Origin of the sequence: Burkholderia sp. BCC0506, assembly GCF_902833145.1 — a bacterium.
Lineage (GTDB): Bacteria > Pseudomonadota > Gammaproteobacteria > Burkholderiales > Burkholderiaceae > Burkholderia.
On record NZ_CADFEN010000006.1, the window covers coordinates 247,739 to 273,845 of the forward strand.

The 26,107-nt window shown below is 69.8% G+C and carries 25 protein-coding genes; 11 read left to right on the forward strand and 14 right to left on the reverse strand.

All coding sequences use genetic code 11. The features are described from left to right. Window positions 1-39 precede the first annotated feature (39 nt). On the reverse strand, window positions 40-3,612 hold the full coding sequence (locus HWX62_RS16185) for an indolepyruvate ferredoxin oxidoreductase family protein (RefSeq protein WP_175927996.1): 3,573 nt from the start codon (window positions 3,610-3,612) through the stop codon (window positions 40-42). Window positions 3,613-3,718: 106 nt separating this feature from the next. Here HWX62_RS16185 and HWX62_RS16190 point away from each other — a divergent pair, with 106 nt between their 5' ends. Continuing rightward, a complete protein-coding gene (locus HWX62_RS16190; protein ID WP_175927997.1) occupies window positions 3,719-3,910 on the forward strand; it encodes a hypothetical protein in 192 nt (63 codons plus the stop codon). A 232-nt stretch (window positions 3,911-4,142) separates the two neighbouring features. Here HWX62_RS16190 and HWX62_RS33210 read toward each other — a convergent pair whose 3' ends face one another. Together HWX62_RS33210 and HWX62_RS16195 are read right to left on the reverse strand one after the other, a co-directional pair. Further along, window positions 4,143-4,271: a hypothetical protein gene (locus HWX62_RS33210; protein WP_279610465.1), complete on the reverse strand. Its 129-nt coding sequence runs from the start codon at window positions 4,269-4,271 to the stop codon at window positions 4,143-4,145. Between the two features lie 1,435 nt (window positions 4,272-5,706). Further along, the gene (locus tag HWX62_RS16195) at window positions 5,707-6,264 is read right to left on the reverse strand and encodes a DapH/DapD/GlmU-related protein (RefSeq protein WP_175927998.1); all 558 of its coding nucleotides are present in this window, start codon (window positions 6,262-6,264) and stop codon (window positions 5,707-5,709) included. A gap of 358 nt (window positions 6,265-6,622) precedes the next feature. Between HWX62_RS16195 and HWX62_RS16200 the strand changes: the two genes are divergently transcribed. Next, window positions 6,623-7,237, forward strand: coding sequence for a glutathione S-transferase (locus HWX62_RS16200; protein WP_175927999.1), 615 nt, complete (start codon window positions 6,623-6,625; stop codon window positions 7,235-7,237). Window positions 7,238-7,266: 29 nt separating this feature from the next. Here HWX62_RS16200 and HWX62_RS16205 read toward each other — a convergent pair whose 3' ends face one another. Together HWX62_RS16205 and HWX62_RS16210 are read right to left on the reverse strand one after the other, a co-directional pair. Beyond that, window positions 7,267-8,235, reverse strand: coding sequence for an ion channel (locus HWX62_RS16205; RefSeq protein WP_175928000.1), 969 nt, complete (start codon window positions 8,233-8,235; stop codon window positions 7,267-7,269). A gap of 164 nt (window positions 8,236-8,399) precedes the next feature. After that, entirely contained in the window at window positions 8,400-9,419 is a 1,020-nt protein-coding gene (locus HWX62_RS16210; RefSeq protein ID WP_175928001.1) for a sulfate ABC transporter substrate-binding protein, read from the reverse strand. A 451-nt stretch (window positions 9,420-9,870) separates the two neighbouring features. Here HWX62_RS16210 and dapA point away from each other — a divergent pair, with 451 nt between their 5' ends. Beyond that, the gene (gene dapA / locus HWX62_RS16215) at window positions 9,871-10,764 is read left to right on the forward strand and encodes a 4-hydroxy-tetrahydrodipicolinate synthase (protein WP_175928002.1); all 894 of its coding nucleotides are present in this window, start codon (window positions 9,871-9,873) and stop codon (window positions 10,762-10,764) included. A 20-nt stretch (window positions 10,765-10,784) separates the two neighbouring features. Here dapA and HWX62_RS16220 read toward each other — a convergent pair whose 3' ends face one another. The 3 genes from HWX62_RS16220 to HWX62_RS16230 form a co-directional block, all read right to left on the reverse strand. After that, window positions 10,785-11,165 (reverse strand): type II toxin-antitoxin system VapC family toxin, encoded by a 381-nt coding sequence (locus HWX62_RS16220; protein WP_175928003.1) that lies wholly within the window; start codon window positions 11,163-11,165, stop codon window positions 10,785-10,787. After that, complete coding sequence (locus tag HWX62_RS16225; RefSeq protein WP_175928004.1) at window positions 11,165-11,404, reverse strand: prevent-host-death protein; 240 nt, start codon at window positions 11,402-11,404, stop codon at window positions 11,165-11,167. Before HWX62_RS16225 ends, HWX62_RS16220 begins: the two co-directional genes overlap by 1 nt. A 94-nt stretch (window positions 11,405-11,498) precedes the next feature. Further along, entirely contained in the window at window positions 11,499-12,542 is a 1,044-nt protein-coding gene (locus tag HWX62_RS16230; RefSeq protein ID WP_175928005.1) for a LysR substrate-binding domain-containing protein, read from the reverse strand. Between the two features lie 106 nt (window positions 12,543-12,648). On the opposite strand from HWX62_RS16230, the gene HWX62_RS16235 reads away from it, so the two are divergent. Next, the gene (locus HWX62_RS16235; RefSeq protein WP_175928006.1) at window positions 12,649-13,932 is read left to right on the forward strand and encodes an MFS transporter; all 1,284 of its coding nucleotides are present in this window, start codon (window positions 12,649-12,651) and stop codon (window positions 13,930-13,932) included. A 54-nt stretch (window positions 13,933-13,986) separates the two neighbouring features. Here HWX62_RS16235 and HWX62_RS16240 read toward each other — a convergent pair whose 3' ends face one another. After that, window positions 13,987-14,625: a glutathione S-transferase gene (locus tag HWX62_RS16240; protein ID WP_175928007.1), complete on the reverse strand. Its 639-nt coding sequence runs from the start codon at window positions 14,623-14,625 to the stop codon at window positions 13,987-13,989. A gap of 111 nt (window positions 14,626-14,736) precedes the next feature. Between HWX62_RS16240 and HWX62_RS16245 the strand changes: the two genes are divergently transcribed. Then, entirely contained in the window at window positions 14,737-15,657 is a 921-nt protein-coding gene (locus HWX62_RS16245) for a LysR substrate-binding domain-containing protein (protein ID WP_175928008.1), read from the forward strand. 9 nt (window positions 15,658-15,666) lie between these two features. Here the strand turns inward: HWX62_RS16245 and HWX62_RS16250 are convergent, their stop codons facing one another. The 3 genes from HWX62_RS16250 to HWX62_RS16260 are packed head-to-tail and all read right to left on the reverse strand — an operon-like array spanning window position 15,667 to window position 19,664. Then, window positions 15,667-17,892: a xanthine dehydrogenase family protein molybdopterin-binding subunit gene (locus tag HWX62_RS16250; RefSeq protein ID WP_175928009.1), complete on the reverse strand. Its 2,226-nt coding sequence runs from the start codon at window positions 17,890-17,892 to the stop codon at window positions 15,667-15,669. Beyond that, window positions 17,889-18,890 carry a xanthine dehydrogenase family protein subunit M gene (locus tag HWX62_RS16255; protein ID WP_175928010.1) on the reverse strand — a complete coding sequence of 334 codons (1,002 nt, stop codon included), beginning with the start codon at window positions 18,888-18,890 and terminating at the stop codon, window positions 17,889-17,891. Before HWX62_RS16255 ends, HWX62_RS16250 begins: the two co-directional genes overlap by 4 nt. 18 nt (window positions 18,891-18,908) lie before the next feature. Continuing rightward, window positions 18,909-19,664, reverse strand: coding sequence for a 2Fe-2S iron-sulfur cluster-binding protein (locus HWX62_RS16260; protein ID WP_175928011.1), 756 nt, complete (start codon window positions 19,662-19,664; stop codon window positions 18,909-18,911). A gap of 555 nt (window positions 19,665-20,219) precedes the next feature. On the opposite strand from HWX62_RS16260, the gene HWX62_RS16265 reads away from it, so the two are divergent. Further along, a complete protein-coding gene (locus tag HWX62_RS16265) occupies window positions 20,220-20,504 on the forward strand; it encodes a hypothetical protein (protein WP_175928012.1) in 285 nt (94 codons plus the stop codon). 254 nt (window positions 20,505-20,758) lie between these two features. Here HWX62_RS16265 and HWX62_RS16270 read toward each other — a convergent pair whose 3' ends face one another. Further along, window positions 20,759-21,382, reverse strand: a complete 624-nt coding sequence (locus HWX62_RS16270) for an alpha/beta hydrolase (protein ID WP_175928013.1) — start codon at window positions 21,380-21,382, stop codon at window positions 20,759-20,761. A gap of 332 nt (window positions 21,383-21,714) precedes the next feature. Here HWX62_RS16270 and HWX62_RS16275 point away from each other — a divergent pair, with 332 nt between their 5' ends. Genes HWX62_RS16275 through HWX62_RS16290 form a run of 4 tightly spaced genes read left to right on the forward strand, consistent with a single transcriptional unit; the run spans window position 21,715 to window position 24,357 of the window. Next, window positions 21,715-22,656: a glyoxylate/hydroxypyruvate reductase A gene (locus tag HWX62_RS16275; RefSeq protein ID WP_175928014.1), complete on the forward strand. Its 942-nt coding sequence runs from the start codon at window positions 21,715-21,717 to the stop codon at window positions 22,654-22,656. 32 nt (window positions 22,657-22,688) lie between these two features. Continuing rightward, window positions 22,689-23,621, forward strand: a complete 933-nt coding sequence (locus HWX62_RS16280; RefSeq protein WP_175928015.1) for a hydroxymethylglutaryl-CoA lyase — start codon at window positions 22,689-22,691, stop codon at window positions 23,619-23,621. A 26-nt stretch (window positions 23,622-23,647) separates the two neighbouring features. Further along, window positions 23,648-24,154 carry a YbaK/EbsC family protein gene (locus tag HWX62_RS16285; RefSeq protein ID WP_175928016.1) on the forward strand — a complete coding sequence of 169 codons (507 nt, stop codon included), beginning with the start codon at window positions 23,648-23,650 and terminating at the stop codon, window positions 24,152-24,154. Beyond that, complete coding sequence (locus HWX62_RS16290) at window positions 24,151-24,357, forward strand: DUF1289 domain-containing protein (RefSeq protein WP_175877645.1); 207 nt, start codon at window positions 24,151-24,153, stop codon at window positions 24,355-24,357. The genes HWX62_RS16285 and HWX62_RS16290 overlap by 4 nt, the downstream gene beginning before the upstream one ends. Before the next feature lie 243 nt (window positions 24,358-24,600). On the opposite strand, the gene HWX62_RS16295 is transcribed toward HWX62_RS16290, so the two are convergent. Then, entirely contained in the window at window positions 24,601-25,503 is a 903-nt protein-coding gene (locus HWX62_RS16295) for a DMT family transporter (RefSeq protein WP_175928017.1), read from the reverse strand. A gap of 112 nt (window positions 25,504-25,615) precedes the next feature. On the opposite strand from HWX62_RS16295, the gene HWX62_RS16300 reads away from it, so the two are divergent. Continuing rightward, window positions 25,616-26,107, forward strand: coding sequence for an Lrp/AsnC family transcriptional regulator (locus HWX62_RS16300; RefSeq protein WP_050014344.1), 492 nt, complete (start codon window positions 25,616-25,618; stop codon window positions 26,105-26,107).

Consider the following 26,107-nt stretch of genomic DNA (forward strand, 5'->3'; position numbering starts at 1 on the left):
CGCACGAGCGTCGCCGTTTTCAGTCCGCCCGCCGCGGCGTTACTTCGCGACGACGACCGGAATCCCCTTCAGCATCCCCGCGCCCTTCATCTCGTCGAGCGCGTGCTGCACGGCCGCGCTCGTCGCCGCGTCGATGCCGAGCTGCAGCGCGAGCTCGCGCTCCGCGCGCTTCACGCCGGCCAGGTTGCGCACCTTCACGTGACCGAAGCCGCGCACGCGGGCGTGCAGGTCGGCCAGTTGCACGACCTGCGCCGCATTGCCGGGCGTCATCGCGGCGAACGCGCGCGTGAGCGTGGTCTCGTAGTCGTCGGCGAGCGCACGCTCCATCTTGCGCTCGACCGTGCGGCCGAACGGATCGAGCCACGTGCCGCGCAGGCTGCGCACGCGCGCCAGCATGCCGAGCACCGGCCACATCCACTGGCCGAACACGCGCTTCTTCGGCGTGCCGCCGTCGCGGCCGGCCTTCGCGACCGTCGGCGGCGCCAGGTTGAACTTCACGCGGTACGCCTGCCCCGGCACGCCTTCGAACTGCGCTTCGAGCGCGGTGCGGAACGCGTCGTCCGTGTACAGCCGCGCGACTTCGTATTCGTCCTTCACCGCGAGCAGCCGGTAGAACGTCGTCGCGACCGCGCGCGTCAGCGTATCGTCGCCCTTCGCGCGCGCCGCACTCACCAGCGCCCGGTAGCGCTCGACGTAGCGCGCGCCGCCGTATGCGTCGAGACGCGCTTCGCGATCGGCGATCAGCTCGGCGAGCGTCTCCGGCGCGGCGTGCGCGGCCACCGCATGACGCGCGTTCCACAACGCGTCGAGGCCCGCCGCGTCGCCGGCCGCCATCCGGCCGATCGAGAACGCGAGCTTGTTCATCGGCACCGCGACGTTGTTCAGTTCGATCGCGCGCATCATCGCGGCGAGCGACACCGGCACGAGGCCGAGCTGCCACGCGTAGCCGAGCATCAGGATGTTCGCGCCGATCGAATCGCCGAGGAACTTCGCGGCGAGCGCCTGCGCGTCGCAGCTCGACAGGTAGCCGTCGCCGGCCGCGTGATGCATCTTCTCGAGCAATGCGTCCGCATGCAGGTTCGCGTCGGGGTTCTGCACGAACGACGCGTTCGGGATCCGGTGCGTGTTGACGACGATCCGCGTGCGCGCGTGACGCACCGTCTGCAGCGCTTCGGCGCTCGCCCCGACGACCATGTCGCACGCGAGCAGCACGTCGGCCTGCTGCGTGTCGATGCGCACCTGGTTCAGCCAGCGGTCGCTCGACGCGATCCGCACGAACGACAGCACGGAGCCGCCCTTCTGCGCGAAGCCCATGAAGTCGAGCACCGACGCGCTCTTGCCTTCGAGGTGCGCGGCCATGCTGATCAGCGCGCCGACCGTCACGACGCCGGTGCCGCCGACGCCCGTCACGAGCAGGTCGAACGGCGCCGCGTCCAGGTGCGTCGCCGGCACCGGCAGCGCGTCGACGCGCGCGGCGAGCGCCGCTTCGTCGAATGCCGCGCCGGCCGCCTTCTTCAGCGCCGCGCCTTCGACCGTCACGAAGCTCGGGCAGAAGCCGTTCACGCACGAATAATCCTTGTTGCACGACGACTGATCGATGCGGCGCTTGCGGCCGAGCGGCGTCTCGAGCGGCTCGACCGACAGGCAGTTCGACTGCACGCCGCAGTCGCCGCAGCCTTCGCACACCGCGTCGTTGATGAACAGGCGCTTGTCCGGGTCGGGGAATTCGCCTTTCTTGCGGCGGCGGCGCTTCTCGGCCGCGCAGGTCTGGTCGTAGATCAGCACGGTGACGCCCGGCGTCTCGCGCAATTCGCGCTGCACCGTGTCGAGTTCGCTGCGGTGATGGAACGTCGTGCCGGTCGGGAACTGGCCGTGGTGACCGTCGTACTTCTCCGGCTCGTCGGACACGACGACGAAGCGCGACACGCCCTCCGCCTCGACCTGCCGCGCGATCTGCGGCACCGAGATGCTGCCGTCGACCGGCTGGCCGCCCGTCATCGCGACCGCGTCGTTGTAGAGGATCTTGTACGTGATGTTCGCTTTCGCGGCGACCGCCTGGCGGATCGCGAGGATGCCCGAGTGGAAGTAGGTGCCGTCGCCGAGGTTCTGGAACACGTGCTTCGTGTTCGTGAACATCGCGTGCGCGGCCCAGTCGACGCCCTCGCCGCCCATCTGGATCAGCCCGGTGGTGTCGCGCTCCATCCACGACGCCATGAAGTGGCAACCGATGCCGGCCTGCGCGATCGAGCCTTCCGGCACCTTCGTCGACGTGTTGTGCGGGCAGCCCGAGCAGAAATACGGCGTGCGCTTCACGCCGTCCGCTTCGTTCGACAGGATCTGCGGCGCGACGAGATCGACGACGCGCTCGCGCCGGTCGAGCGCCGGCTTGTGGCGCGCGAGCCAGTCGGCGAACACCGGCAGGATGCGCGACGGACGCAATTCGCCGAGCTCCGACAGCAGGCACGCGCCGGCCGCGTCGTGCTTGCCGAGCACGCGCGGGCGCGCGCCTTCGGTGCGGTTGTACAGGTAGTCCTTGATCTGCTGCTCGATGACGGGGCCCTTCTCCTCGATCACCAGCACTTCGGCGAGCCCGTCGACGAAGGTTTCGATGCGCGTCATTTCGAGCGGATACGACAGGCCGACCTTGTAGATCCGCACGCCGGCCGCGTCGAGGTCGGCGACCGTCAGGTCGAGGCGGCGCAGCGCTTCCATCAGGTCGAGGTGCGCCTTGCCGCAGGTCACGATGCCGACGTTCGCGTGCGTGCTCGGCGCGATCCACTTGTCGATGCTGTTGGTGCGCGCGAAATGGCGCACCGCGTCGAGTTTCGCCGCGAGGCGCGCCTCGATCGTGAGGCTCGGCAGGTCGGGCCAGCGGTTGTGCAGGCCGCCCGCCGGCGGCGTGAAGCCTGCCGGCGCGGGCCAGCGCGTCTGCAATGCGTCGAGGTCGACGGTCGAGCCCGACTCGACCGTTTCCGAGATCGCCTTGAAGCCGACCCACGCGCCCGAGTAGCGCGACAGCGCCCAGCCGTACAGGCCGAATTCGAGCATGTCGGCGATGTTCGACGGGTTCACGACCGGCATGTGCCACGCGATCATCGCGAAGTCGCTCTGGTGCGGCATCGACGACGACACGCAGCCGTGGTCGTCGCCGGCTACCACCAGCACGCCGCCGTGCGGCGACGAGCCGTATGCATTGCCGTGCTTCAGCGCGTCGCCCGCGCGATCGACGCCCGGGCCCTTGCCGTACCACATCGCATACACACCCTCGACCGTGCGCTCGGGGTCGGCTTCGACGCGCTGCGTGCCGAGCACGGCCGTGCCGCCCAGTTCCTCGTTGATCGCGGGCAGGAAGCGCACGCCACTCGCGTCGAGCAGTTTCTTCGCCTTCCACAGCTGCTGGTCGACCATGCCGAGCGGCGAGCCGCGATAGCCGCTGACGAAGCCGGCCGTGTCGAGCCCCTGTTCGGTATCGACCATGCGCTGCATCAGCAGCAGGCGGATCAGCGCCTGCGTGCCGGTCAGGAAGATCCGGCCGCGCGTCGCGGTCAGGTTGTCGGTCAGGCGGTAGTCGGACAGGGTGGGCGTGCCGTCGACGGGCAGGCGGGCGGTCATGAGGGGATGTCTCCGGATTGTGCTGTTCTGGGCCCTGCGCGGCGGGGCGTCGGATGACGCGCGGTGCCGGCAGCGAATGGCTCTATTTTTTCGCGCGGGGCCGAGAATGTTTTTTCTCATCTTGCTGGGACAGGCCTATGGCGAGAAAAACTGCGCAGCTTTTGGTCGGGATTTGAGAGAGTTTTCGCGCGGGCGGCGGGAGTGCGATGGGTGGCGGCGTTGGGACGGTCGGCTGGTCGTGGTGGAAAAGCCGGTGTGCGCGGCCAGGCTCGCGATCTGCCCGGCGAATGGCACCTGAACCCCGTGCGGGAAGGGTTTCGGCGGCATCGGGGCGTCACCCTCACCGTCGAAATGCACAGGGTTCCGATTGGTCGGCGGCGCCGGATGTCCACGATGCGGCCCCCTTCGGCCGATCGGGCTCGCAGGCTCACCGTTCGATTGCACAGCGTTTCGAGTGGCGCCGGGGCCGGGATGTCCACATCCGGAATCGGCATGCGGGGCGCTCGGATCGCGACCCTCACCGGTGAAATTCACAGCGCGGCGAGTGGGTTTCGACGGCGAATATCCACATCGGAAATCGCGCGTTTCGTCGGGTCGCCTTTCGCGCGCACCGTTCGGATACACAGGGCTTCGACTGGCTGCTTGGGGTAGTTGTCCACGTCCGGACTCGCATTCTCTTCCCGCCGTGCGCGCACCCTCACCATTCAAAAGCACAGTGCTTCGAGTGATTGGGCGGGCCGGATATCCACATGCACGCGCGTTCTCCAATCGATAGCTGACGCACGTTTCGAAGGGCAACGGCGAGGGGCGATCGAGGCCGGAAGCGGCTCGTCACTCGATCGAGCGCGGACGCTCACCATCGAAATACACAGTGTCACGAGTCGTTTCGACGAATCGATATCCACACGAAGGGGGCGCTCTCGATCGATAGCAGAGGTCCGTTTCGAAGGGGAACGGCGAGGAGACAATCCATACCGGAAGCGGCTCACCCCCGATCAGGCACCGATGCTCACCGTCGAAATACACAGTGCCGCGAGTCGTTTCGACGGACCGATATCCACACGAAGGGAGCGCTCTCGATCGATAGCAAAGGTCCGTTTCGAAGGAGAATGGCGAGCGGGCAATCCATACCGGAAGCGGCTCACGCCCAACCCGGCACTGACGCTCACCATCGAAATACACAGTGCCGCGAGTCATTTCGATGGACGGATATCCACACTGGCAAGCGCTCGCGATCGATAGCAGCGTTACGTTGCTAAGGGGAACGTCGGAGGCGGCAATCCATACCGGAAGCGGCTCATTACCCGATCGGGCACCGACGCTCACCGTCGAAATACACAGTGCCGCGAGTCGTTTCGACGGACCGATATCCACACGGCGAGCGCGCTGCCGTTGCTCGCCACCTTGCGCCCGCGCGTGACAGGAGTTCTCTTTCGCATAGCATCGGCGATCGAACGGACAGGCTATGCGCCGATCGCGGGCTCACGCTCACCATTGAATTGCACAGCGCGCCGAGTCGCAGGAGAAGCCCGACGGGCGCGTCGAAATCCGCATGTCACGAACCACGCGTCGGCGCTCACCGTTAGAATGCACAGCCCTTCGATTGGGGCCGGAGCGTCGCGGGGCCCACATGCCATCGTCACGCAGCCGCGCCAGCGCCAGTCGGCTAGAATGCGCGTCGCGTCGCGCCGAGCCGCGGCAACGGCCGGAAACCCACGCCAGCGCAGGCGCGCGGCCGGATCGGGCGCGACACTCACCGTTGAATTGCACAGCATTTCGCTTCGTCTTGCCGCGAGTTGTCCACACCCGCTTCATGTATCGCGCGGCATCCGGTCACCCTCACCTGTGAAAACCACAGGGTGCCGAGTCGTTCCGAGGCACGGATATCCACAACCGGACGCGCGACCGGATTTTCATCTGCCAATCGACGGACACCTCGGCACGCGACAGCCGGGGAAGCAGGAAAGGCTTGTCCGGCCGGCCTCGGCGGCACACTCACCATTCAAATGCACAGCGTTCCGAGTGGTCGCGGCGACGGGTTGTCCACATCCCTCCGGCGCGGCTTCATCGCGCCGACGCACCGCCTGGGCGACGTCATTCGGCGATCGACCGGATGATCCTGGCCGGATTGCCGCCGACCAGCGTGTTCGGCGGAACGTCCCGCGTGACGACGGCCGCGGCCGCGACGACCGCGTTCTCGCCGATCGTCACGCCGCCGACGATCGTCGCGCCCGCGCCGATCCACACGTTCCGCTCGATCACGATCGGCTCCGCGACCACGCAGTCGCGCCGCCGCGAAGGCTCGACCGGATGACCGGAGGTAATCAGGCTGACGTTCGGGCCGATCATCACGTCGTCGCCGATCTCGAGCCCGCCCAGATCGTAGAACGTGCAGTTCTGGTTGACGAACACGTTGCGCCCGAGCTTCATGCCGGTGCCGCCCGTCGCATGAAACGGCGGGATCAGCACGAAGCCGTCGTCCACTTGCGTGCCGATCAGTTCACCGAACAATGCGCGGACGTCCGCCGCGTCGTCGAATGTCAGGCGGTTCAGGCGCGCGGTGATCGCCATCGCCCGTTTGACTTCGGCCACCATGGCCGCCGATTCGGGCGTTCTGCGCGGAATGATCGTGGTGCGATCGTCGTTTGCCATGCGTGAATGGTCTCCGGTGAGTGCGCGGTGCGTGATGCGTCCCGACCGCGGCCGAGCGAATGCGGTGCCGTATGCGGGGTACTGGGCGATGAGCCGGGCGCAGTGTAGCAATGCCGGTTTGCGCCAAGGATTGTCCAAATTTTCATAACTAGTAAAAATATAACTAGTTATTTATTGAATTCCCGTCGCACAAGGCTTCGCGGGCATTTGGCGCGATTCACCGCTGTTGCGCGCGCCGAATCCAATACTCGCAGCGGAACCGGGCGCCCCTGGCTGCGTCCCTCTGTCCGATCCTCCTGCGCTCGGGTACGCTTGAGCATCCACTGGATCGACGGCAGCACCCAAACGCGGAGGCGCGATGAAGCTCTACTACTGGCCGAAGACCCGGGCATTCCGGGCGCTGTGGATGCTCGAGGAAACCGGCGTGGTGTACGAACTCGTGCCGATCGACCTGCGCTCGCACGAACAGGGCAGCGATGCGTTCGTGCAGGTCAACCCGATGGCCAAGCTGCCCGCGCTCGACGACGGCAGCGCGCCGTTCGCGGAATCGGGCGCCGTGCTGCTCTATCTCGCCGACCGTTGCCCGGGCGCGGGGCTCGGCATCGCGCCCGACGATCCGCTGCGCGGCCGCTTCCTCCAGTGGATGTTCTTCACGCCGACCTGCCTCGAACCGGCGATGGCCGAGAAATTCACCGGCGCATCGGGCAACCCCGTCGCGTTCGGCTGGGGCAACATCGCGCGCGTGCAGCGCGCGCTCGCGCAGGCGCTCGCCCACAGCCGCTGGCTGGTCGGCGAGCGCTTCACCGCGGCCGACCTGCTGCTCGCGAGCACGCTGAAGATCGCGTTCGACGCGCATCTGCTGCCGCACGAAGGCGTGCTCGGCGACTACGTCGCGCGTGCCGAGGACCGCGACGCGTTCCGCCGCGCGGTCGCGATCGAGCAGCGCGAAGCGGCGCGTCTGCTGCACGCGTGACGCGCAACGCAACGGCGCGCCGACGTTGATCACGCCTGCGCGGCCGGCCCCGGCGCCGACGCGCCCGCGTCGATCACCACGCCCGGCGAACCGCGCTCGTCGGTATCGACGTCGATCGGCACGACTTCATGAAAATGCGTGTAATCGATGTGCGTGATGCCGTCCTCGTCGTGCATCAGGTCGACATAGCGGTGGCGCCAGCGGATCTCGTCATGCGCCCACGCATAACGCGCCTGCATGACCTGCGCGGTGGTCTCGTCCGAGCCCTCGATCGTGATCAGCAATTGCGCGTCGCGCGCGGCGAGCGATTCGGGCGTCTCGCCGAACAGTGCGCTCGATTCGTCGATCACGTGCATCAGGTTCCAGCCGAGCAGAAAGATCGGATGCTCGTTGCGCACGAGCGGCAGGTCGTGAATCTTGCGCAGCGAGTAGCCCTCGTGCGTGCCTTCGACGCGCAGCAGCCGCAGTTTCGCCTGCGCCTCGGCAATCACGTTCTGGCGCGCATTCGCGGCGCGCACCATCAGCGTCATCCGGCCGTTCAGCGGCCGCACGATCGCGTAGCGCGCGAACAGGATCTTCGCCTGCGGCCGCGAAAACCGCGCGAACACGAGCCCCGTGGCCAGCGCGATGCCGGACATCCCGACGAAGATCTCGAACGTCGCGACGAGGTGCGCGTAGACCGTCTGCGGATGCATGTCGCCGTAGCCGACGGTCGCGAGCGTCTCGACGCTGAAGAAGAACGCGCCGCCGAAGCCGGCCGGCGACTGGTTCGCGATCGGCGCATGGCCGAGCAGGTAGAGCATCGCGAAGCCGCCGTTGAGCAGCAGGAACAGCACCGCGAGCGACAGGAAGAACACGGGCCAGCTCACCGTCAGCGCGCGGTGATAGAAGTCGCGCCAGCCGAGCGGCGGCATCCCGTACGCGATCACCGGGCGCGTGCCCGACCAGATCTTGCGGCCACGGCCGCGGGAGGCTGGGGAGGACGAATCGACGTTCATCGCGAGGCGCCGGTTGCGGGGAGGCGATGAGCGTAGCACGCGCGGCGGCGGCCGGGAATGCGGGCCGGTTCGAACGGAAAGCCGCCGCGTAGCCCGTAAAAAAACCGGCCGCACGAGCGGCCGGCTGCGTCGTCATGCGCGCCCGCGCGGGGCGCGCGCCGCGATCACTTGCGGTCGACGATCACCTGGTCGAACGTGCCGCCATCGGCGAAATGGGTCTTCTGCGCATTCGCCCAGCTGCCGAAAACCTGCTCGACGCTGAATGTCTTCAGCGCCTTGAACTCGGCCGCATGCTTCTTCAGCACGGCCGCGTCGCGCGGGCGCAGATGGTGCTGCGCGATGATTTCCTGCGCTGGCGGCGTGTACAGGTAGTCGAGATACGCCTGCGCGACCTTGCGCGTGCCTTTCTTGTCGACCACCTTGTCGACGACGGCGACGGGCGGCTCCGCGAGGATGCTCGCCGACGGATACACGGCGTCGAACTGCGCGCCCGATGCGCCCGTGTCCATCAGCGCGACTTCGTTCTCGAACGTGACGAGCACGTCGCCGATGCCGCGCTGCGTGAACGTGGTCGTCGCGCCGCGGCCGCCCGAATCGAGCACCGGCACGTTGCGGAAGATCGCCTTCTCGAAGTCGAGCGCCTGCTGGTCGGTCGCGCCCTTCTGCTTCTGGAAGCCCCAGGCGGCCAGATACGCATAACGGCCGTTGCCCGACGTCTTCGGGTTCGCGATGATCACCTGGACGCCCGGCTTCGCGAGATCGCTCCAGTCCTTGATCGCCTTCGGGTTGCCCTTGCGCACGAGGAACACCATCGTCGTCGAGTACGGCGAGCTGTTGTCCGGGAAGCGCGCGCGCCAGTCCTTCGGCAGCAACTGGCCGCGCTCGGCGAGCAGGTCGATGTCGTTCGGCTGGTTCATCGTCACGACGTCGGCCTGCAGCCCCTGCAGCACCGACAGCGCCTGCGCGCTCGACGCGCCGTGCGACTGCTTGATCGTGACCGTCTCGCCGGTCTGCTGCTTGTAGGCGGCGGCAAAGCTCGCGTTGATGTCCTTGTACAGTTCGCGCGTCACGTCGTACGACACGTTCAGGATCGACGTGTCCGCGTGCGCGGCCGTCGCCGCCACGACCAGCGCCGCCGCCGCGCCCGTGTGCAGCCAGCGGCCGATCCCCTTGATGCTTGCCATCGTGATATGCCCCGTTTCCAGTGGTGGTGAATGTGCGTGACCGTGCGCGTACGCGCTGTCATCGAAACGTAAGCGGGCATTCTAGCGGCCGGGTGCGCCGTGCCTTCCAATCAGTGGTGGAAAGCAAATCTCGAATTCTGCTAAGCGGCGGCCGGGGCTCGCACGCGCCGCCGCCCCGGTGTTAAGATCGCCGCTCAGCCCACTCACGGTTCATCCATGTCCGCTCTCCCGCGCTCGCCCTCGATCCTCGCCGCCGTCGCGGCAGGTGCGCGCGCGGCCGGGCTGAAACTGAAAAAACGACTCCTCGACTGACGGGGACGTCGCGTCCCGTCAGGCGAATGCCGGACGGGATGCCCGCAGGTCGTTTCTTTCTCCTTGCACGCACGCCTCGCTCCGGCACCCCGCCGGCGGAACGGTTCCTTCCCACTCCGTTTCCACCATGAGGCTTTGCATGAACACACGTTTCGAAGGTATCTGGCTGCCGATCATCACGCCGTTCCACCACGGCGAGGTCGACCATGCGGCGCTCGCGCGACTCGCGCGCCACTATGCGGCCGCGAGCATCGCGGGCTTCGTCGCGGGCGCGACGACCGGTGAAGGCGTGCTGCTCGACGCGCGCGAACAGGATGCGGTGTTCGCGACGCTGCGCGACGCGGCGCCCGCGCTGCCGATCGTCGTCGGGCTGACCGCGAGCGCGACGCACTTCGCGGCCGCGCGTGCACGCGAACTCGCGGCGCTGCGCCCGGACGGGCTGCTCGTCACGCCGCCCGTCTACGTGCGGCCGACGCAGGACGGCATCCGCCGCCATGTCGAGGCGATCGTCGACGCGGCCGACCTGCCGGTGCTCGTCTACAACATCCCGTACCGCACCGGCGTGAACGTCGAACTGGAGACGCTGCAGGCGCTTGCGCGCGATGCGCGCGTCGCCGGCATCAAGGAATGCGGCGGCACGCTCGAGCGGATGAGCCGGCTCGTGCACGACACGCCGCTCGCGATCCTGTCCGGCGACGACAACCAGAACTTCGCGGCGATGTGCGCGGGCGCGCACGGCGCGATCGCGAGCAGCGCGCACGTGCTGCCCGAGTGGCATGTGCGGATTCATGCGTGGCTGCGCGACGGGCGGCTCGCCGACGCGCGGCGCCTGTCGGTCGCGCTGCAGCCGCTCGTCGCGGCGCTGTTCGCGGAACCGAACCCGGCGCCGGTGAAGGCCGTGCTGGCCGCGCAAGGATGGTGCGAGGACGGGTTGCGGCTGCCGTTCGTGCCGGCGAGCGACGGGTTGCGAGAGCGGTTAGCTGCGATTTGCGCGGCGCTCGAAGCGTCCGCGCGAACGACAGCAGCGGCATAGGGTTCCACACCAAAACGGTTTCAGACCGTCAAAATCCGGGAAGCACCATACTGCGAAAGAAGGCCGTCCGCGGTAACAAGCAACAGCGGTTCGTACCATGCCTGTGCGACGAGCAGCCGGTCGAACGGATCGAGATGGTAGTGGGGGAGATGGCGCACGGCCGCGCCGTGCGCCATTCGAACCGGCAGTTCGCGGTACTCGCTCGGGTTGATCTTGTCGACCAAACGATCCACATCGACATCCAGCTTTCCCTTCCCGGCCTTGATCGCCACTTCCCAGATGCTCGCGCTGCTAACGAACACTTCATCGGCAGCGGTAATCAGACTGCGCGCGCGAGCGCTCAGCTTCGGATCGTTCGCCACCGCCCAGAGAAAGATGTGCGTATCGAACAGCAGCCGCATTACTTCCCCATGAATGCGGCCAGTTCTTCGACGGAAAGCGGTGCATCGAAATCGTGGGCGATCCACATTTGTCCCTCAAGGGCACCGAATGGGTGAATCGGCCTGAGCGGCACGAGCCGGACCGACTGCTTGCCGGCCTGTGTAATCACGACACGTTCGCCGGCAATTGCGGCATCGAGAAGCCGCTGCAGATCGAGCGCGGCTTCGGGCACCGTGGCAACTTGCATGATGGGCTCCATTGGTTGACCCACCATTGTTACGACATTCGCGTCATTGCTCCAATAGGCCAAACGTCCAGCCGCCCGGACACTGGCGGGCTCGCGCCCCCGGGAATCACGCCGCAAGTGCCCCCTGCGTCGCATCCCGCACCGCCTGCGTCACGATCCGTGCAAGCCGCTCGACCGTCGGCGTCGCCGACGACGTGCGCCGCAGCAGGATCAGCGGCAGGCTCGGCAGCGCGGGCAGCCCGAACGACGCGGCATCGAGCACGCGCACCGACGCGGGCAGCCCGTAATGCGAGCGCACCGTGAGCCCGAGGCCGGCTGCCGCCGCCGCCCATAGCCCGGCCAGGCTCGGCGTCGTGAACGCGACGCGCCACGGCACGCCGGCACGGTCGAGCGCATCGGTCGCCGCGCCGAAGAACCGGCACGGCCGGTCGAACACGACGAGCGGCAACGGCTCGCCCGTCGCCCGCGCGGTACGACCGCCGGTGTCACCGACCCCGCCCTCCACTGCCGCATTCCCGCCCCGATCCGGCACGCCGGCCCCCTCGCCCGCCACCGCGCCGATCCATTGCATCGGCACCTGCGCGATCGCTTCGCTGTCGATCCCCGCCCGCGACACGAGCGCCGCCGACGCCGGATCGCCCCACACGAGCGCCAGATCGAGCTGGTTCGCATCGAGCCGGTCGAGCAGGTCGGCATTGCGCGCCACGCGCGCCTCGATCTTCACCTTCGGATGCGCGCGCGCGAACCGCCCGAGCACGTCGGGCAGGATCGCCTCGCCGAAATCCTCCTGCAGCCCGACGCGTACCCAGCCGTCGAGATTCACGCCGCGCACGGCCGCGGCCGCCTCGTCGTTCAGCTCGATCATCCGCCGCGCGTAGCGCAGCATCGCGTCGCCGGCGTCGGTCAGCGCGAGCCCGCGCCCGACCTTCACGAACAGCGGCGTGCCGGCCTGCTCCTCGAGCTTGCGGATCTGCGCGCTCACCGCCGACGACGAGCGCGCGACGCGGTCGGCCGCCTTCGCGAAACTGCCGAGATCCACGCCCGCGACGAGGCTGCGCAACGCCGCGACATCGAAGTTGGGCCGCGCCAGCGCGGCATCGGCCCCTGCGAGCGGCGCGCCGCCGTCGCGCGGAATGTCTTGTCGGGGCATCTCAATCATCCTGTTTTATCGAACGATTCATTAAAAACTTTCCGATTTTCAGGATGAATGTAGGCCGCCAGACTATGGACGTCAACGTCGAACCAGGCCTGCCGTCATGGATACCTCCTGCATCGCTTCCCCCTCTTCGCCTGCCCGCGGCGTGCGCGGGCCCGCCCACCGCTGGCGCGTGCTGGCCGCCGGCGTCGCCGCAAACATGAGCTTTTCGGCCGCCGCGGCCGGCATCCCGACCACGGCCGTGTGGATGCGCACCGCCTATCAGCTCGACAACGGCGCGCTCGGCCTCGTGGTGGGCGCGCTCGGCTTCGGCGTCGCGCTGTCCGAACTGCCGTGGGGCATCGCCGCCGACCGCTTCGGCGACCGCCGCGTGCTGCTGACCGGGCTCGTCGCGACGGCCGCGATGCTCGCGCTGATGATGTACACGACCGTCCCGAGCGCGCACGCGGTGCCGCCGCTGATGCGCGTCGTCGCGGCGATGTGCTGCGTCGGCCTGCTCGGCGGCAGCGTGAACGGCTCGAGCGGGCGCGCGGTGATGCGCTGGTTCGGCGAGCGCGAGCGCGGGCTCGCGATGAGCATCCGCCAGACGGCCGTGCCGCTTGGCGGCGGCCTCGGCGCGGCGCTGCTGCCGTCGCTTGCCTCGCATGCCGGTTTCGCCGCGGTGTTCGGGGCGCTGATGCTGCTGTGCGCGGGATCGGCCGCGCTCACCTGGCGCTGGCTGCACGAGCCGCCCGCCGGGCCGGCCGCGGCGCACGTCGCGACGCCTCGTGTCGCATCTCCGGCCACGCGACGTCCGCCGGCCGCCGGCCAGGCGCGCAACCCGCTCGCGCGCGGCCCCGTGTGGCGCATCGTGCTCGGCATCGGCCTGTTGTGCGCGCCGCAGTTCGCGGTACTCACGTTCGCGACGGTATTCCTGCACGACTTCGGCCGGCTGGGCCTTGCCGGCATCAGCGCGGCGATGGTCGCACTGCAGCTCGGCGCGATGGTGATGCGCGTCTGGAGCGGCCGCCACACCGACCGGCACGGCAACCGGCGCGCGTACCTGCGCGGTTCCGTGATCGTCGCGGCCGGGTCGTTCGCGCTGCTCGCGGCGGCGACGGCCGGCAGCCCGCCTGTGCCGGTCGCCGCGATCGTCGCGATTCTCGTGTTCGCCGGCATCTGCGTGTCGGCATGGCACGGCGTCGCGTACACCGAGCTCGCGACGCTCGCGGGCGCGGACCACGCGGGCACCGCGCTCGGGATGGCAAACACGATCGTCTACCTCGGGCTGTTCGCGACGCCGCTCGCGATCGCGCCGCTGCTCGCGGCAAGTTCGTGGAGCGTCGTGTGGCTCGCGGCGGCGCTGGTCGCGGGCGCGACCTATCCGCTGTTCGCGGCGAAATAGCCGCCGCCGTTCCACGCGGGCGTCACGGCACCGGCCCCGACACCCGCGCGCTCGTCAGGCCGCCTCGCGCGCCAGCGCGCGTCGTGCGGCCGGTCGCTCGGCCTCGCGCTGCGCATGAGCCGTCCAGGCGGGGTGCCGCGTCATGTCGAACCCGATCGCGACGCCCCAGCGATACAGCACGAGCAGGAACGGATCGACGATCGAATGCGCGCCGGGCTCGGCCCACGTGCGGCCGTCGGCGAGCGCGGTTTCGATCGACGCGTTCGCCGCGTCGATCGTGCTGCGCCCGTGCGCGCTGACCGCGCCGTGCAGGGCCGGATCGCCGATGAAGCGGCCCGGCCGCCACAGCGCGCCGTAGCCGACGCCGTGCACCCAGCCGACCAGCCAGGCGAGCCATTCGTGACACCGCGCCTCGCGCAGCGGATCGCCGAGCGGCAGCAATTGCGCATCCGGATAACGGCGCGCGAGGTACGTGAGGATCGCCGGCGTTTCGGTCAGCACGCGCGGCTCGCCCGGAATCGCGAGCACGGGTACGCGCGCTTTCGGATTGATCGCGAGATAGCGCGCTTCGAGGTTCTGCCGCTCGCGCACGGACACGATCTCGACGTCGAACGGCGCGCCGGTTTCCTCCAGCGCGATGTGGGCGGCGAGCGAGCAGGCGCCCGGCGAAAGATAGAGACGATAGGCGTTCATGGCGGTGTGGCCCGACGGGTAGTGGAAAACGGAACCGAGTGTAGGAACGCACACCGATGCGCGACAAACGATGAATTGTCGTGCTCGGACATTAGTGTTACTAATACCCGCATGCGACGCATCCACCTCCCCCCGCTCCAGACGCTGCGCGCGTTCGAGGCCGCCGTGCGGCTGCAGAGCTTCACGCGCGCGGCCGACGAACTCGCGCTCACGCAAGGCGCGGTCAGCCAGCACATCCGCGCGCTCGAGGCGCAGCTCGGCTATCCGCTGTTCACGCGCGAACGCAACGGCGCGACGCCGACGCACGCCGCGCATGCGCTCGCGCTGCAGGTGCGCCAGGGCCTCAGCGTGCTCGAACGCGCGTTCGAGCCGGCGCTGCCGGTGCGCCGCCGCCCACGCACCTGCGACGCGACGCTGAACGTGAGCGTGCTGCCGAGCGTCGCCGAGCGCTGGCTCGCGCCGCGCCTGCCGCGCTTCTCGGCCGCGCATCCGCACATCGCGATCGCACTGCATCCGGACGTGGCGCTCGCGCCGCTGCGCAAGCGCGACCGCATCGACGTCGCGCTGCGCTACGGGCCGGGCACGTGGCCCGGTGTCGTCGCCGAGAAGCTGATGAACGAGACGATCTTTCCGGTTGCGAGCCCCGCGTACCGCAATCGCGACGGCGTCGCGCCGCGCACGCCGGCCGATCTCGTGCGCGCGACGCTGCTGCGCCATCCCGCGCAGCCGTGGGAACCGTGGTTCCAGGCCGCGCGGCTCGACCTCACCGAATCCGCGCGCGCGCCGCGCTTCACCGACGTGAACGCGCTGATCGACGCGGCGCGGCAAGGCCGCGGCGTCGCGCTCGCGCGCCGCTCGCTGATCGAGCCCGAGCTCGCGGACGGCACGCTCGTGCGCGTGTCGAGCGTGCGCATCGCCGACGTATATGCGCACTACGTCGTGTGGCGCCCCGGCCATCCGCGCGAAGCGGCGATCCGCACGTGGCTCGACTGGCTGCGCAGCGAAGTGCGGCGCAAGACGCCGCGCCGCTGACGCCGACGCTCACGCGCGCACCGGCATCGCCACCTTGTCGAGCGTGATCGGCAGGTCGCGCACGCGCACGCCGGTCGCGTGATAGACCGCATTGGCGATCGCGGCCGGCACGCCGGTGATGCCGATCTCGCCGATGCCGCGGATGCCGAGCGGGTTGAAATGCGTGTCGCTTTCGTCGACGAAACTCACGTCGAGCTCGCCGATGTCCGCGTTCACGGGCACGTGATATTCGGCAAGGTTCGCGTTCGTGAAGCGGCCGTGCCGCACGTCGAGATGCGAGCCTTCCTCGAGCGCGGTGCCGAGCCCCCACACCATCCCGCCGATCAGCTGGCTGCGTGCCGTCTTCGCGTTGAGCAGGCGGCCGACGCTGTAGACGCCGACGATGCGCGGCACGCGAATCGTGCCGAGCTCGGCGTCCACGTGCACTTCGGCAAACACCGCGCCGAACGAATGGGACGCATAGCGCGCCTTCTCGTCGCCGGGCTTCGCCGTCGCCTGCGCGTCGATCGGCTGGCCGCCCGCACGCGCGATCACCGCCGCGGCCGGATCGCGCCGCGATGGGTCGCCGCGATGCACGACCCAGCCGTCGTCGACCGTCACGTCGTCGGCCGCGGTGCCGTGCAGCGGCGATCCGGAGTCGGCGATCGCCAGCGCGATCAGCTTCGCGCGCGCCTGCAGCGCGGCCTCGCGCACGGCCGGCGCCACGCTCGCCGCCGACTGCGAGCCGCCCGACACCGGCGCGCGCGGCAGGCTGGAATCGCCGAGCGCGAAGCGCACGTTGCGCGGCGCGAAACCGAGCGCATCGGCCGCGACCTGCGTCATCACCGTGTAGGTGCCGGTGCCGATGTCCTGCGTGCCCGACGCGACCTCCGCCGTGCCGTCCGGCAGGATGCGCGCCCGCGCCGACGCTTCGCTGCGGTTCGCCGGGTACGTGGCGGCCGCCATCCCGAGGCCGATCAGCGTGTCGCCCTCGCGCATCGTGCGCGGCGCGCCGGTGCGGCGCGACCAGCCGAAGCGCCGCGCGCCGGCCTCGTAGCACTCGCGCAGCTTGTTGCTCGACCACGGCTTGCCGTCCTGCGGATCGACCTCGGCGTAATTCGCGAGCCGCAGCGCGACCGGGTCCATGCCGAGCCGCCATGCGAGCTCGTCCATCGCCGATTCCAGCGCGAACGAGCCCGACGCCTCGCCCGGCGCGCGCATGAACGTCGGCGTGCCGACGTTCAGCGACACGATCCGGTGCGTGGTCGCGTGGTTCGGCACCGCATACATGATGCGCGACGGCATCCCGCACATCTCCATCCAGTCCTCGAACGTCGACGTGGTGGCGATCGTGTCGTGGCGCATCGCGGTCAGCGTGCCGTCCTGGCGGGCGGCCAGCACGACGCGCTGTTCGGTGAACGGCCGCCCGCCGACCGGGCCGAACATCTGCGGCCGCGTCAGCGCAAGGCGAACCGGGCGCCCCACCTGCTTCGCGGCCATCGCGCACAACGACACGTGCGACCACGATGAACCCTTGCAGCCGAAGCCGCCGCCGAGGAACGGCGACATCACGCGCACGTGTTCCGGCGCGATGCCGAACACGGCGGCCACGGCCGCGCTCGTGCCCGACACACCCTGCGTCGCGTCGTGCAGCGTGAGCGTCGGGCCGTCCCAGCGCGCCATCGTCGCGTGCGGTTCGATCGGGTTGTGGTGCTGCATCGGCGTCGTGTAGGTGGCGTCGATGCGCACCGCGCCTTCGCGCAGGCCGGCCTCGACGTCGCCGCGCTGCGTGTCCATCGCGCGCCCCTGCTGCTTCGGCGGCACGCGCGCGCCGCGCTTCGCCTGCGCGAAATCCACCACGGGATCGCTCGCGCGATAGCGCACCTGCACCGCATGCGCGGCGTCGGTCGCCTGCTCGAGGGTTTCGGCGACGACGATCGCGACGGGTTCGTTGCTGTAGCGCACCGTATCGTCCTGCAGCAACGTGAGCCGGCGCCCGGCGGGCGGCGACAGCGGCGGCCGGCCGCCGTTGGGCAGCCGCATCGCGTTCTCGTGCGTGATCACGATCAGCACGCCCGGCATCGCGCGGGCGCGCGCCGCATCGATCGACTCGATGCGCCCCGATGCGATCGTGCTCGTCACGAGTACCGCGTGCGCGAGCCGCGCATCGGGAAACTCGGCCGCGTAATGCGCGCCGCCCGTCACCTTGAGTACGCCGTCGACACGGTCGAGCGGCTGTCCGGTCGACGTGTTCATGCGACACCTCCCGTCCCGGCGGCTGCCGTTTCGACCGCACGGACGATCGCCCGCTGCGCAAGCGCGACCTTGAAGCCGTTGCCGTCGAGCGGCCGTGCATCGCGCAGCGCGAGCGCGGCCGCTTCATTCAGCGCGGCATCGCTCAACGCGCGGCCGGCAAGATGCCGCTCCGCGTCCGTCGCGCGCAGCGGCTTGTGCGCGACCCCGCCGAGCGCGATCCGCGCATCGGCGACACGCGCGCCGTCCATCCGCAATGCGGCGGCCACCGATACCAGCGCGAACGCGTAGCTCGCACGGTCGCGCACCTTCAGGTAATGCGCATGGTCCGCGAAGCGCGGCGGCGGCAGATCGACCGCGGTGATCAGTTCACCGGGCTCGAGCGTCGTGTCGAGATCGGGCCGGTCGCCCGGCAGCCGGTGAAACGACGCGAACGGAATCTGTCGCGCGCCGCGCGGGCCGCTCACCTGCACGATCGCATCGAGCGCGGCGAGCGCGACGCTCATGTCCGACGGATTCACCGCCACGCACTGCGCGCTCGCGCCGAGGATCGCGTGCATCCGGTTGTGGCCGCCGATTGCCGCGCAGCCGCTGCCCGGCTCGCGCTTGTTGCATTGCGCGAACGCGGGATCGTAGAAGTACGGGCAGCGCGTGCGCTGCATCAGGTTGCCGCCGACGGTCGCCATGTTGCGCAATTGCGCGGACGCGCCCGCGAGCAGCGCCTGCGACAGCAGCGGATAGTCGGCGCGAAGGCGCGGATGGTCGGCCGCATCGCTGTTGCGCACGAGCGCGCCGATGCGCACGCCGCCGCCGGGCAGCGCGTCGACCGTCTCGAGGCCCGCGATGCGCGTGATGTCGATGAGCGCGACGGGCCGCGCGACGCCGCCCTTCATCAGGTCGAGCAGGTTCGTGCCGCCGCCGATGAACGCGGCGCCGGGCCGCTGCGCCGCGCGCACGGCGCCGGCGACGTCGGTCGCGCGTTCGTAGGAGATCGCTTCCATTGCGGTGCCCTCCGTCGGCTAGCCGCGCGCCGCATGCGCGGCGCGCACGGCGGCGACGATGTTCGGGTACGCGCCGCAGCGGCACAGGTTGCCGCTCATGCGCTCGCGGATCTCGTCGTCGGACAGTTGCGCGGGGCGCCGCCGCACGTCGGCGGTGGCGGCGCTCCCGGCCCCCGCCGAAAACTCGTCGAGCAGCGCGGTCGCCGAGCACAGCTGGCCGGACGTGCAGTAGCCGCACTGGAACGCATCGCATTCGACGAACGCGCGCTGCACCGGGCTCAGCTCGCCGCCGCGCGCCAGCCCTTCGACGGTCGTGATCCGCTCGCCTTCGTGCATCACCGCGAGCGTCAGGCACGCGTTGATGCGCCGTCCGTCGACGAGCACCGTGCACGCGCCGCACTGCCCGCGGTCGCAGCCCTTCTTCGTGCCCGTGAGGCCCGCATATTCGCGCAGTGCGTCGAGCAGCGTGACGCGCGGTTCGAGCTGCAGCGTGTATGCGCGCCCGTTGATGTCGAGGTGCACGGGCCGCGCCGGTGCCGTCTCGCGGCGCGGCGCGGCCGGTGCGGATGCCGCGCGCGGCGGCTGCGGATGAGCGTGCGACGTGGCGCCGACGGTCGCGGCAGCCGCCGCGGATTGCAGGAAGCGGCGTCGCGCCGCGCTGGACGGCGTATCGTGCGGCGACGGCGGCGGCGCCGAATGGCCGGGCCCGAGCGGCGACGGGGCGGCATCGCGCGCCGGTTCGGCAGAGAGAGAATCGGATCGATCGCTGGACATGACTTCTGCTCGCTCCATGGTTGATGGACGCAGATGTGCCGCCCGTGCCCGGATGGCGGCGCGGTCGGCACGCGCATCGGCCAAGAGCAATTCCGGTGCCGCGAAACCGCGAGGCAGCGCTCATGTGAGGGACCGGCCACTCGCGCGCGGCGCGCACCGAGCGGCGGACGGATCGGGTCGCAACGGGAGCGCCCCTCCATGACGCCACGCTGGCGCGCGGCTGGCCGTTCGCTGACGAAGCGGCAATAACGCCCGGTTTTTGGGCGTGACCGGCCGCATATCGGTCGCAAGTTCCCGCGCGCACCTGCCATGGCGTGGATGGCGCCCGCCCGCGCCGTGGCGGGGTCGCGGTGCTGCGCGTCGTGTAAATGCGCGCAGCATCCGCGTCTGCTGGAAAATTCCGCCATGCGCGCCGGCGGATCGCCGCGAAGGGATTCGGTCGGCCTGCCGAACAGATGTCGCGATCACGCACCGATCGCAAACGATTCACCGAAACGTCGCATCGGAACGGCATACTCGAAAACGTTTCCCGCCCAGCCTGCCAGGAGAGAAGTCATGCGTCGCGTTTCCGTCGCCGTCGTTCTGTGTGCCGCCGTGTTCGTCGCCGCCTGCAGCGACGACGCACCGCACGACGCCAACGCGACCGACGCCGCGCCGCCGGCCGGCGCATCGAGCGGCGCGGCCAGCGCGTTCAACAGCGACGCGAGCGCGAACACCGCCGCGTCCGATGCCGCGCCGCTCGCGCCGCCCGTCGTGCACTACCCGCCCGATGACGACGACGATGCGAAACCCGCCGCGAATGCAGCCGCATCGAGCGTTGCCGCGTCGTCGCCGGGCTGATCCCGCTGCCACCTGATGTGAGTCGGATCCGCCAGGAAACAGCGGCGGGCGTTCGCGTCGAGCCGCTACTGGCATGACGACACGGTCGGCGACCGCGCGAACGGCGCGGTGTCGTGTCGCGTCACGTCGCGCATGGCCGGCCGAGCGATTCGCCCCCCGGGCGCCGTCAGGCCCCATCCGCGCGCGCCGCAAGCGCGACGACGCACACCCAGCCGCGACAGTCGCCGCGCAGCCTGCGCCGCGCCGCCCGCCCGTCAGACCGCGTGCGCGAGCGCGCGATCGACGAGCGCGGCCTCGAAGCCGTCGTCCGTGTCGCGAAAGCGCAGCGGCGCCGCGCAATGCACCAGCGTGTCGATGAAGTATTTCGCGCGCGGCCACGGCCCGAAGCCGGCCGCCGTGTTGATGTGCCCGGCGTCGCCGAGGTTCACGAACGCGCTGCCGAGGCGCTGCGCGAGCGTGCGCGCATCGGCGAGCGGCATCCACGGATCGGTCTCGCTGCCGATCACGATCGACGGCACCGCGAGCCGGCGCGCGTCGAACGGCCCGGCGAACGTGAACTTCTTCGGGCTGGCCGGCGCGACGAACAGCACGCCCGCCACATCGCCCACGTGCGGCCACTGCGCGAGCGCATGCGCGGCCGCGAGGCAGCCGAAGCTGTGCGCGGCGAGCACGAACGGGCCGCGCTCGCGCTCCAGCAGCGCGCGCACCGACTGCGCCCAGCCCGCGAGATCGGGCGCGTCCCAGTCGTGCTGCTCGACGCGCAACGAGCGCGGGAACTGTCGCTCGAGCCACGTTTGCCAGTGAGCGCCTTCGCTGCCGTGCAGGCCCGGAACGGTGACGAGCCGCGGCGGCCACGCCGATTTGCTGCATGCGCGCATGATTGCCCTCGCTTGCTTGAAGACGAGGTTCGATTGTGGCGTCGGGTACGCGGCGGCCGAACCAATATTTTGTGCTTTGCTTTTGCGCGACCGCGACGCCGCAGCCGCGTGACGGCGCCCCGCGCCGGCCGCCCGCCCCGCGCGGCGGCGCGATGCGCCGCGAAACCGTAGAATGTGGGCTTCCCGTCAGCTTCACACGGAACCGGTCTGGCGCCGACGCGCCGGCCGGTCGTCAGGAGACGCCCGATGTCCGCTACGCCCGCCGGTGCGCCGCACCCGGCTCCGCTCGCCATCCCCGCGACGCGCCTCGCCGGCGCGCGCACCCTCATGCAATGAAGATCCTGTTCTATTCGCCGCATCAGGAAGCCGGCGCATGGCGCGACGAGATCGCGCGTGCGCTGCCGGAAGCCGAACTGCGCGCGTGGCAGCCGGGCGATACGGCCGCCGCCGACTACGCGCTCGTGTGGCGCGCGCCGCGCGAGTTCTTCGCGCCGCGCGACGGCCTGCGCGCGATCTTCAACCTGGGCGCGGGCGTCGATGCGCTGCTCGCGCTCGATCGCGCGCATCCGGGCACGCTGCCCGCGCACGTGCCGCTCGTTCGGCTCGAAGATTCGGGCATGGCGCAGCAGATGGTCGAATACGTGACGCACGCGGTGCTGCGCTACCTGCGCCGCTTCGACGAATACGATCTGCAACAGCGCGAACGCCGCTGGCAGCCGCTCGAACCGCATGCGCGCGCAAGCTTCACCGTCGCGGTGCTCGGGCTCGGCGTGCTCGGCGCCGCGGTCGCCCGCGCGCTTGCCGCGCTCGGCCTGCCGGTGCGCGGCTACAGCCGCAGCGCGAAGCAGCTCGACGGCGTCACGACCTTCGCCGGCGACGGCGCGTTCGACGCGTGCCTCGACGGCGCGAAGGTGCTCGTCAACCTGCTGCCGAGCACGCGCGACACCGACGGCATCCTGTCGTCGCGCGCATTCGCGCGGCTCGCGCCCGGCGCGTACGTGGTGAACGTCGCGCGCGGCGCGCATCTCGTCGAGGCCGACCTGCTCGATGCGCTCGCGAGCGGCCAGGTCGCCGCGGCCACGCTCGACGTGTTCCAGCACGAGCCGCTGCCGGTCGACCATCCGTTCTGGCACGCGCCGCGCATCACGATCACGCCGCACAGCTCGGCCGAGACGCTGCGCGCGGAGGCCGTCGAGCAGATCGCCGGCAAGATCCGCGCGTTCGAGCGCGGCGCGCCCGTCACCGGCATCGTCGACTACGCGCGCGGCTACTGAATTCCGCTACGAAGAGAAACCAGGAGACAACCATGACGTTCCCCACCGCCGTCAAGATCGTCGAAGTCGGCCCGCGCGACGGGCTGCAGAACGAGAAGACCTTCGTACCGACCGACGTGAAGATCGCGCTCGTCGATCGTCTGTCGCGCGCCGGCTTCCGCAATGTCGAGGCCGCATCGTTCGTGTCGCCGAAGTGGGTGCCGCAGATGGCCGACGGCGCCGACGTGATGGCCGGCATCGCGCGCCGCGCGGGCACCGTGTATTCGGTGCTCACGCCGAACCTGAAGGGCTTCGAAAATGCGCTCGCCGCCCGCGCGGACGAAGTCGTGATCTTCGGCGCGGCGAGCGAAGCGTTCTCGCAGCGGAACATCAACTGCAGCATCGCCGAGAGCATCGCGCGCTTCGAGCCCGTCGCGAAGGCCGCGAAGGATGCGGGCCTGCGGCTGCGCGGCAGCGTGTCGTGCGCGCTCGGCTGCCCGTACCAGGGCGAGGTGCCGGTCGCGTCGGTCGTCGACGTCGTCGAACGGTTCGCCGCGCTCGGTTGCGACGAGATCGACATCGCCGACACGATCGGCGTCGGCACGCCGAAGCGCACGCGCGAAGTCCTCGCGGCCGTCACGCGCGTGTTCCCGCGCGAACGCCTGTCGGGCCACTTCCACGATACCTACGGCCAGGCGCTCGCGAACATCTACGCGGCGCTGTTCGAAGGGATCGAGATCTTTCACGCGTCGGTCGCGGGCCTCGGCGGCTGCCCGTACGCGAAGGGCGCGACCGGCAACGTCGCGACCGAAGACGTGCTGTACCTGATGCAGGGCCTCGGCATCGACACCGGCATCGATCTCGCGCAGGTCGTCGCCGCCGGCGATTTCATCTCGAACGCGATCGGCCGCGCGAACGTGTCGCGCGCCGGTCGTGCACTGCTCGCCAAGGCGCAGAGCGCGGCCGACGCCGCGAACTGCGTCTGATCACCTCGTTCCACGGATTTCTCGACATGACGACACCCGCTTCATTCGACTCCCTCCCCGATTCCGCGCGACGCGTCGCGCTGCTGCTGCGCGAGCGCGGCCATGCGAAAGGCATCGTGATGCTCGCCGAAACCGGCAAGACCTCGGCCGAGGCCGCGGCCGGGCTCGGCTGCTCGGTCGCGCAGATCGCGAAATCGATCCTGTTTCGCCGGCAGGCCGACGGCGCGCCCGTGCTGGTGATCGCGAGCGGCGTGAACCGCGTCGACGAGCAGAAGGTCGCCGCGCAAGTCGGCCCGGTCGGCCGTGCGGACGCGAAGTTCGTGCGCGACAACACCGGCTATGCGATCGGCGGCGTCTGCCCGATCGGCCATCTGGTCGAACCGGTCACGCTGATCGACGCCGACCTGCTCGCGCTCGACAGCCTGTGGGCCGCCGCCGGCCATCCGCACGCGGTGTTCAACCTGTCGCCGCACGAATTGGTGTCGCTGACCGGCGCGCCGGTCGCGGACGTCGCGTTGCGGGAGTCCGCATGAGCGACGTGACGATGCCGGTCGCCACGGTCGCGTCGCCGTGCACCGACGTCTGCCGGATCGACCCGCGCACCGGCTGGTGCGCGGGCTGCCTGCGCACGCGCGGCGAGATCAAGGGATGGCGTGAGTCGGACGACGACGCGAGGCGCGCGCTGCTCGCGCGGCTCGACGCGCGGCGGCGCCTGATCGCGGGCAGCGAGACATAAAAAAAAGCCGTTCAGCCTCACGGGCGAACGGCATCGAGATCGGAATCCTGTGAACGTGATCAACGTCACAGCCCGCATCATACGAGCGACGCGGCCGCATCGCATCGGGTGTTTCCCTACAACTTCTTACAGCGCTTTTCACGGCCGCGCGCGACGTCGTTCCGCACGCAACCTCCGTTCCCGACACGCGCATTCGACGGGCCGCGGCGCGACCGTGCCGCGACGCCGAATCGTCTGACCGTATCAGTTGCCGACCGCCGTGCGACGCGCCGGCACGATGCGCCAGCCGAGGTTCACGCCGGCCGCCGCGAGCAGGATCAACAGCGCGCCGACCACCTGCGTCCACGCGAGCGTCTGCCCGAACGCGACGCGATCGACGACGATCGCGACGACCGGATAGACGAACGACAGCGCGCCCGTCATCGCGGTCGGCAGCTTCTGGACCGCGCCGTACAGCAGCACGTACATCAGCCCCGTGTTGACGATGCCCAGCACGATCAGATCGGCCCATTGCCCGGCCGTCGCCGGCAAGGTGTCGAAGTGCGCGAACGGTGCGAGCAGCAGGACGCCGAGGCCGACCTGCAGCAGCGCGAGCAGATGCGGCGGCGTGCCCTTCAGGTGCTTCGTGATGATCGACGAGATCGCATACAGGAACGCCGCGCCGAGCGACAGCGCGACGCCTTCCAGATATTCGCCGGGCACCGCGAGCACGGCCGGCTCCACGCGCACCACGAACACGAGCCCCGCGAACGCGAGCACGAGCCACGCGAGCGTCGACGCGGTGATCCGCTCGCGGAACACGATCGCGCCGAGCGCGACGAGCATGAACGGCTGCGTGTTGTAGACGGCGGTCGCCATCGAGATCGACGCGCGCGAATAAGCGGCGAAGAGCAGCAGCCAGTTCGCGACGATCGCGAGGCTGCCGAGCGTCACGAGCACGAGCATCCGCGGCGAGAACAGCGAGCGGCGCAGGAAGCCGAGCACCGCGCAGACGATCGCGAGCGTCGCCGTGCCGAACACGCAGCGAAAGAACACGACGTTGGTCAGCGGCTGGTGCGACGACATCACGAGCCAGCCGATCGTGCCGGACATCAGCATCGCGACGATCATCTCGGCGGCGCCGCGGCGAATTTCATTCGTGGCCATCATGAATTCCGTTGAAGAGAGAAGACGACTTCGATTCTAGAAACTTGCTTTCGCGTCAGCCACGGCTAAACTGAAGCGAATCCGCCGATTTACCTTCGAAAGCAAAGCGATCATGCCGAAACGCCTTTCCCCGCCCGCCGTCGCGTCGCTCGACGCGACCGACCGCGCGATCGTCGCCGCGCTGGCCGACGATGCACGCATCGCGACCAGCGAACTCGCCCGGCAGATCGGGCTGTCGGCGCCCGCCACCGCCGATCGCGTGCGGCGGCTCGAGGCGCAAGGCGTGATCGCCGCGTTCACCGTCGAGCTCGACCCGCGCGCGCTCGGCTACACGCTGCAGGCGATCGTCCGCGTGAAGCCGTTGCCGGGCCAGTTGCATCTGGTCGAGGAGTTGCTGCGGCGGATTCCCGAATTCGTCGAGTGCGACAAGGTCACCGGCGACGACTGCTTCATCTGCCGGCTCTACCTGCGCACGATCGAGCACCTCGACGACATCCTGTCGAAGGTGACGGAGCGCGCGGAGACGAGCACCGCGATCGTGAAATCGACGCCCGTGCCGCGCCGGCTGCCGCCGCTCGTCGAGGACGACCACGCGCATCGCTGA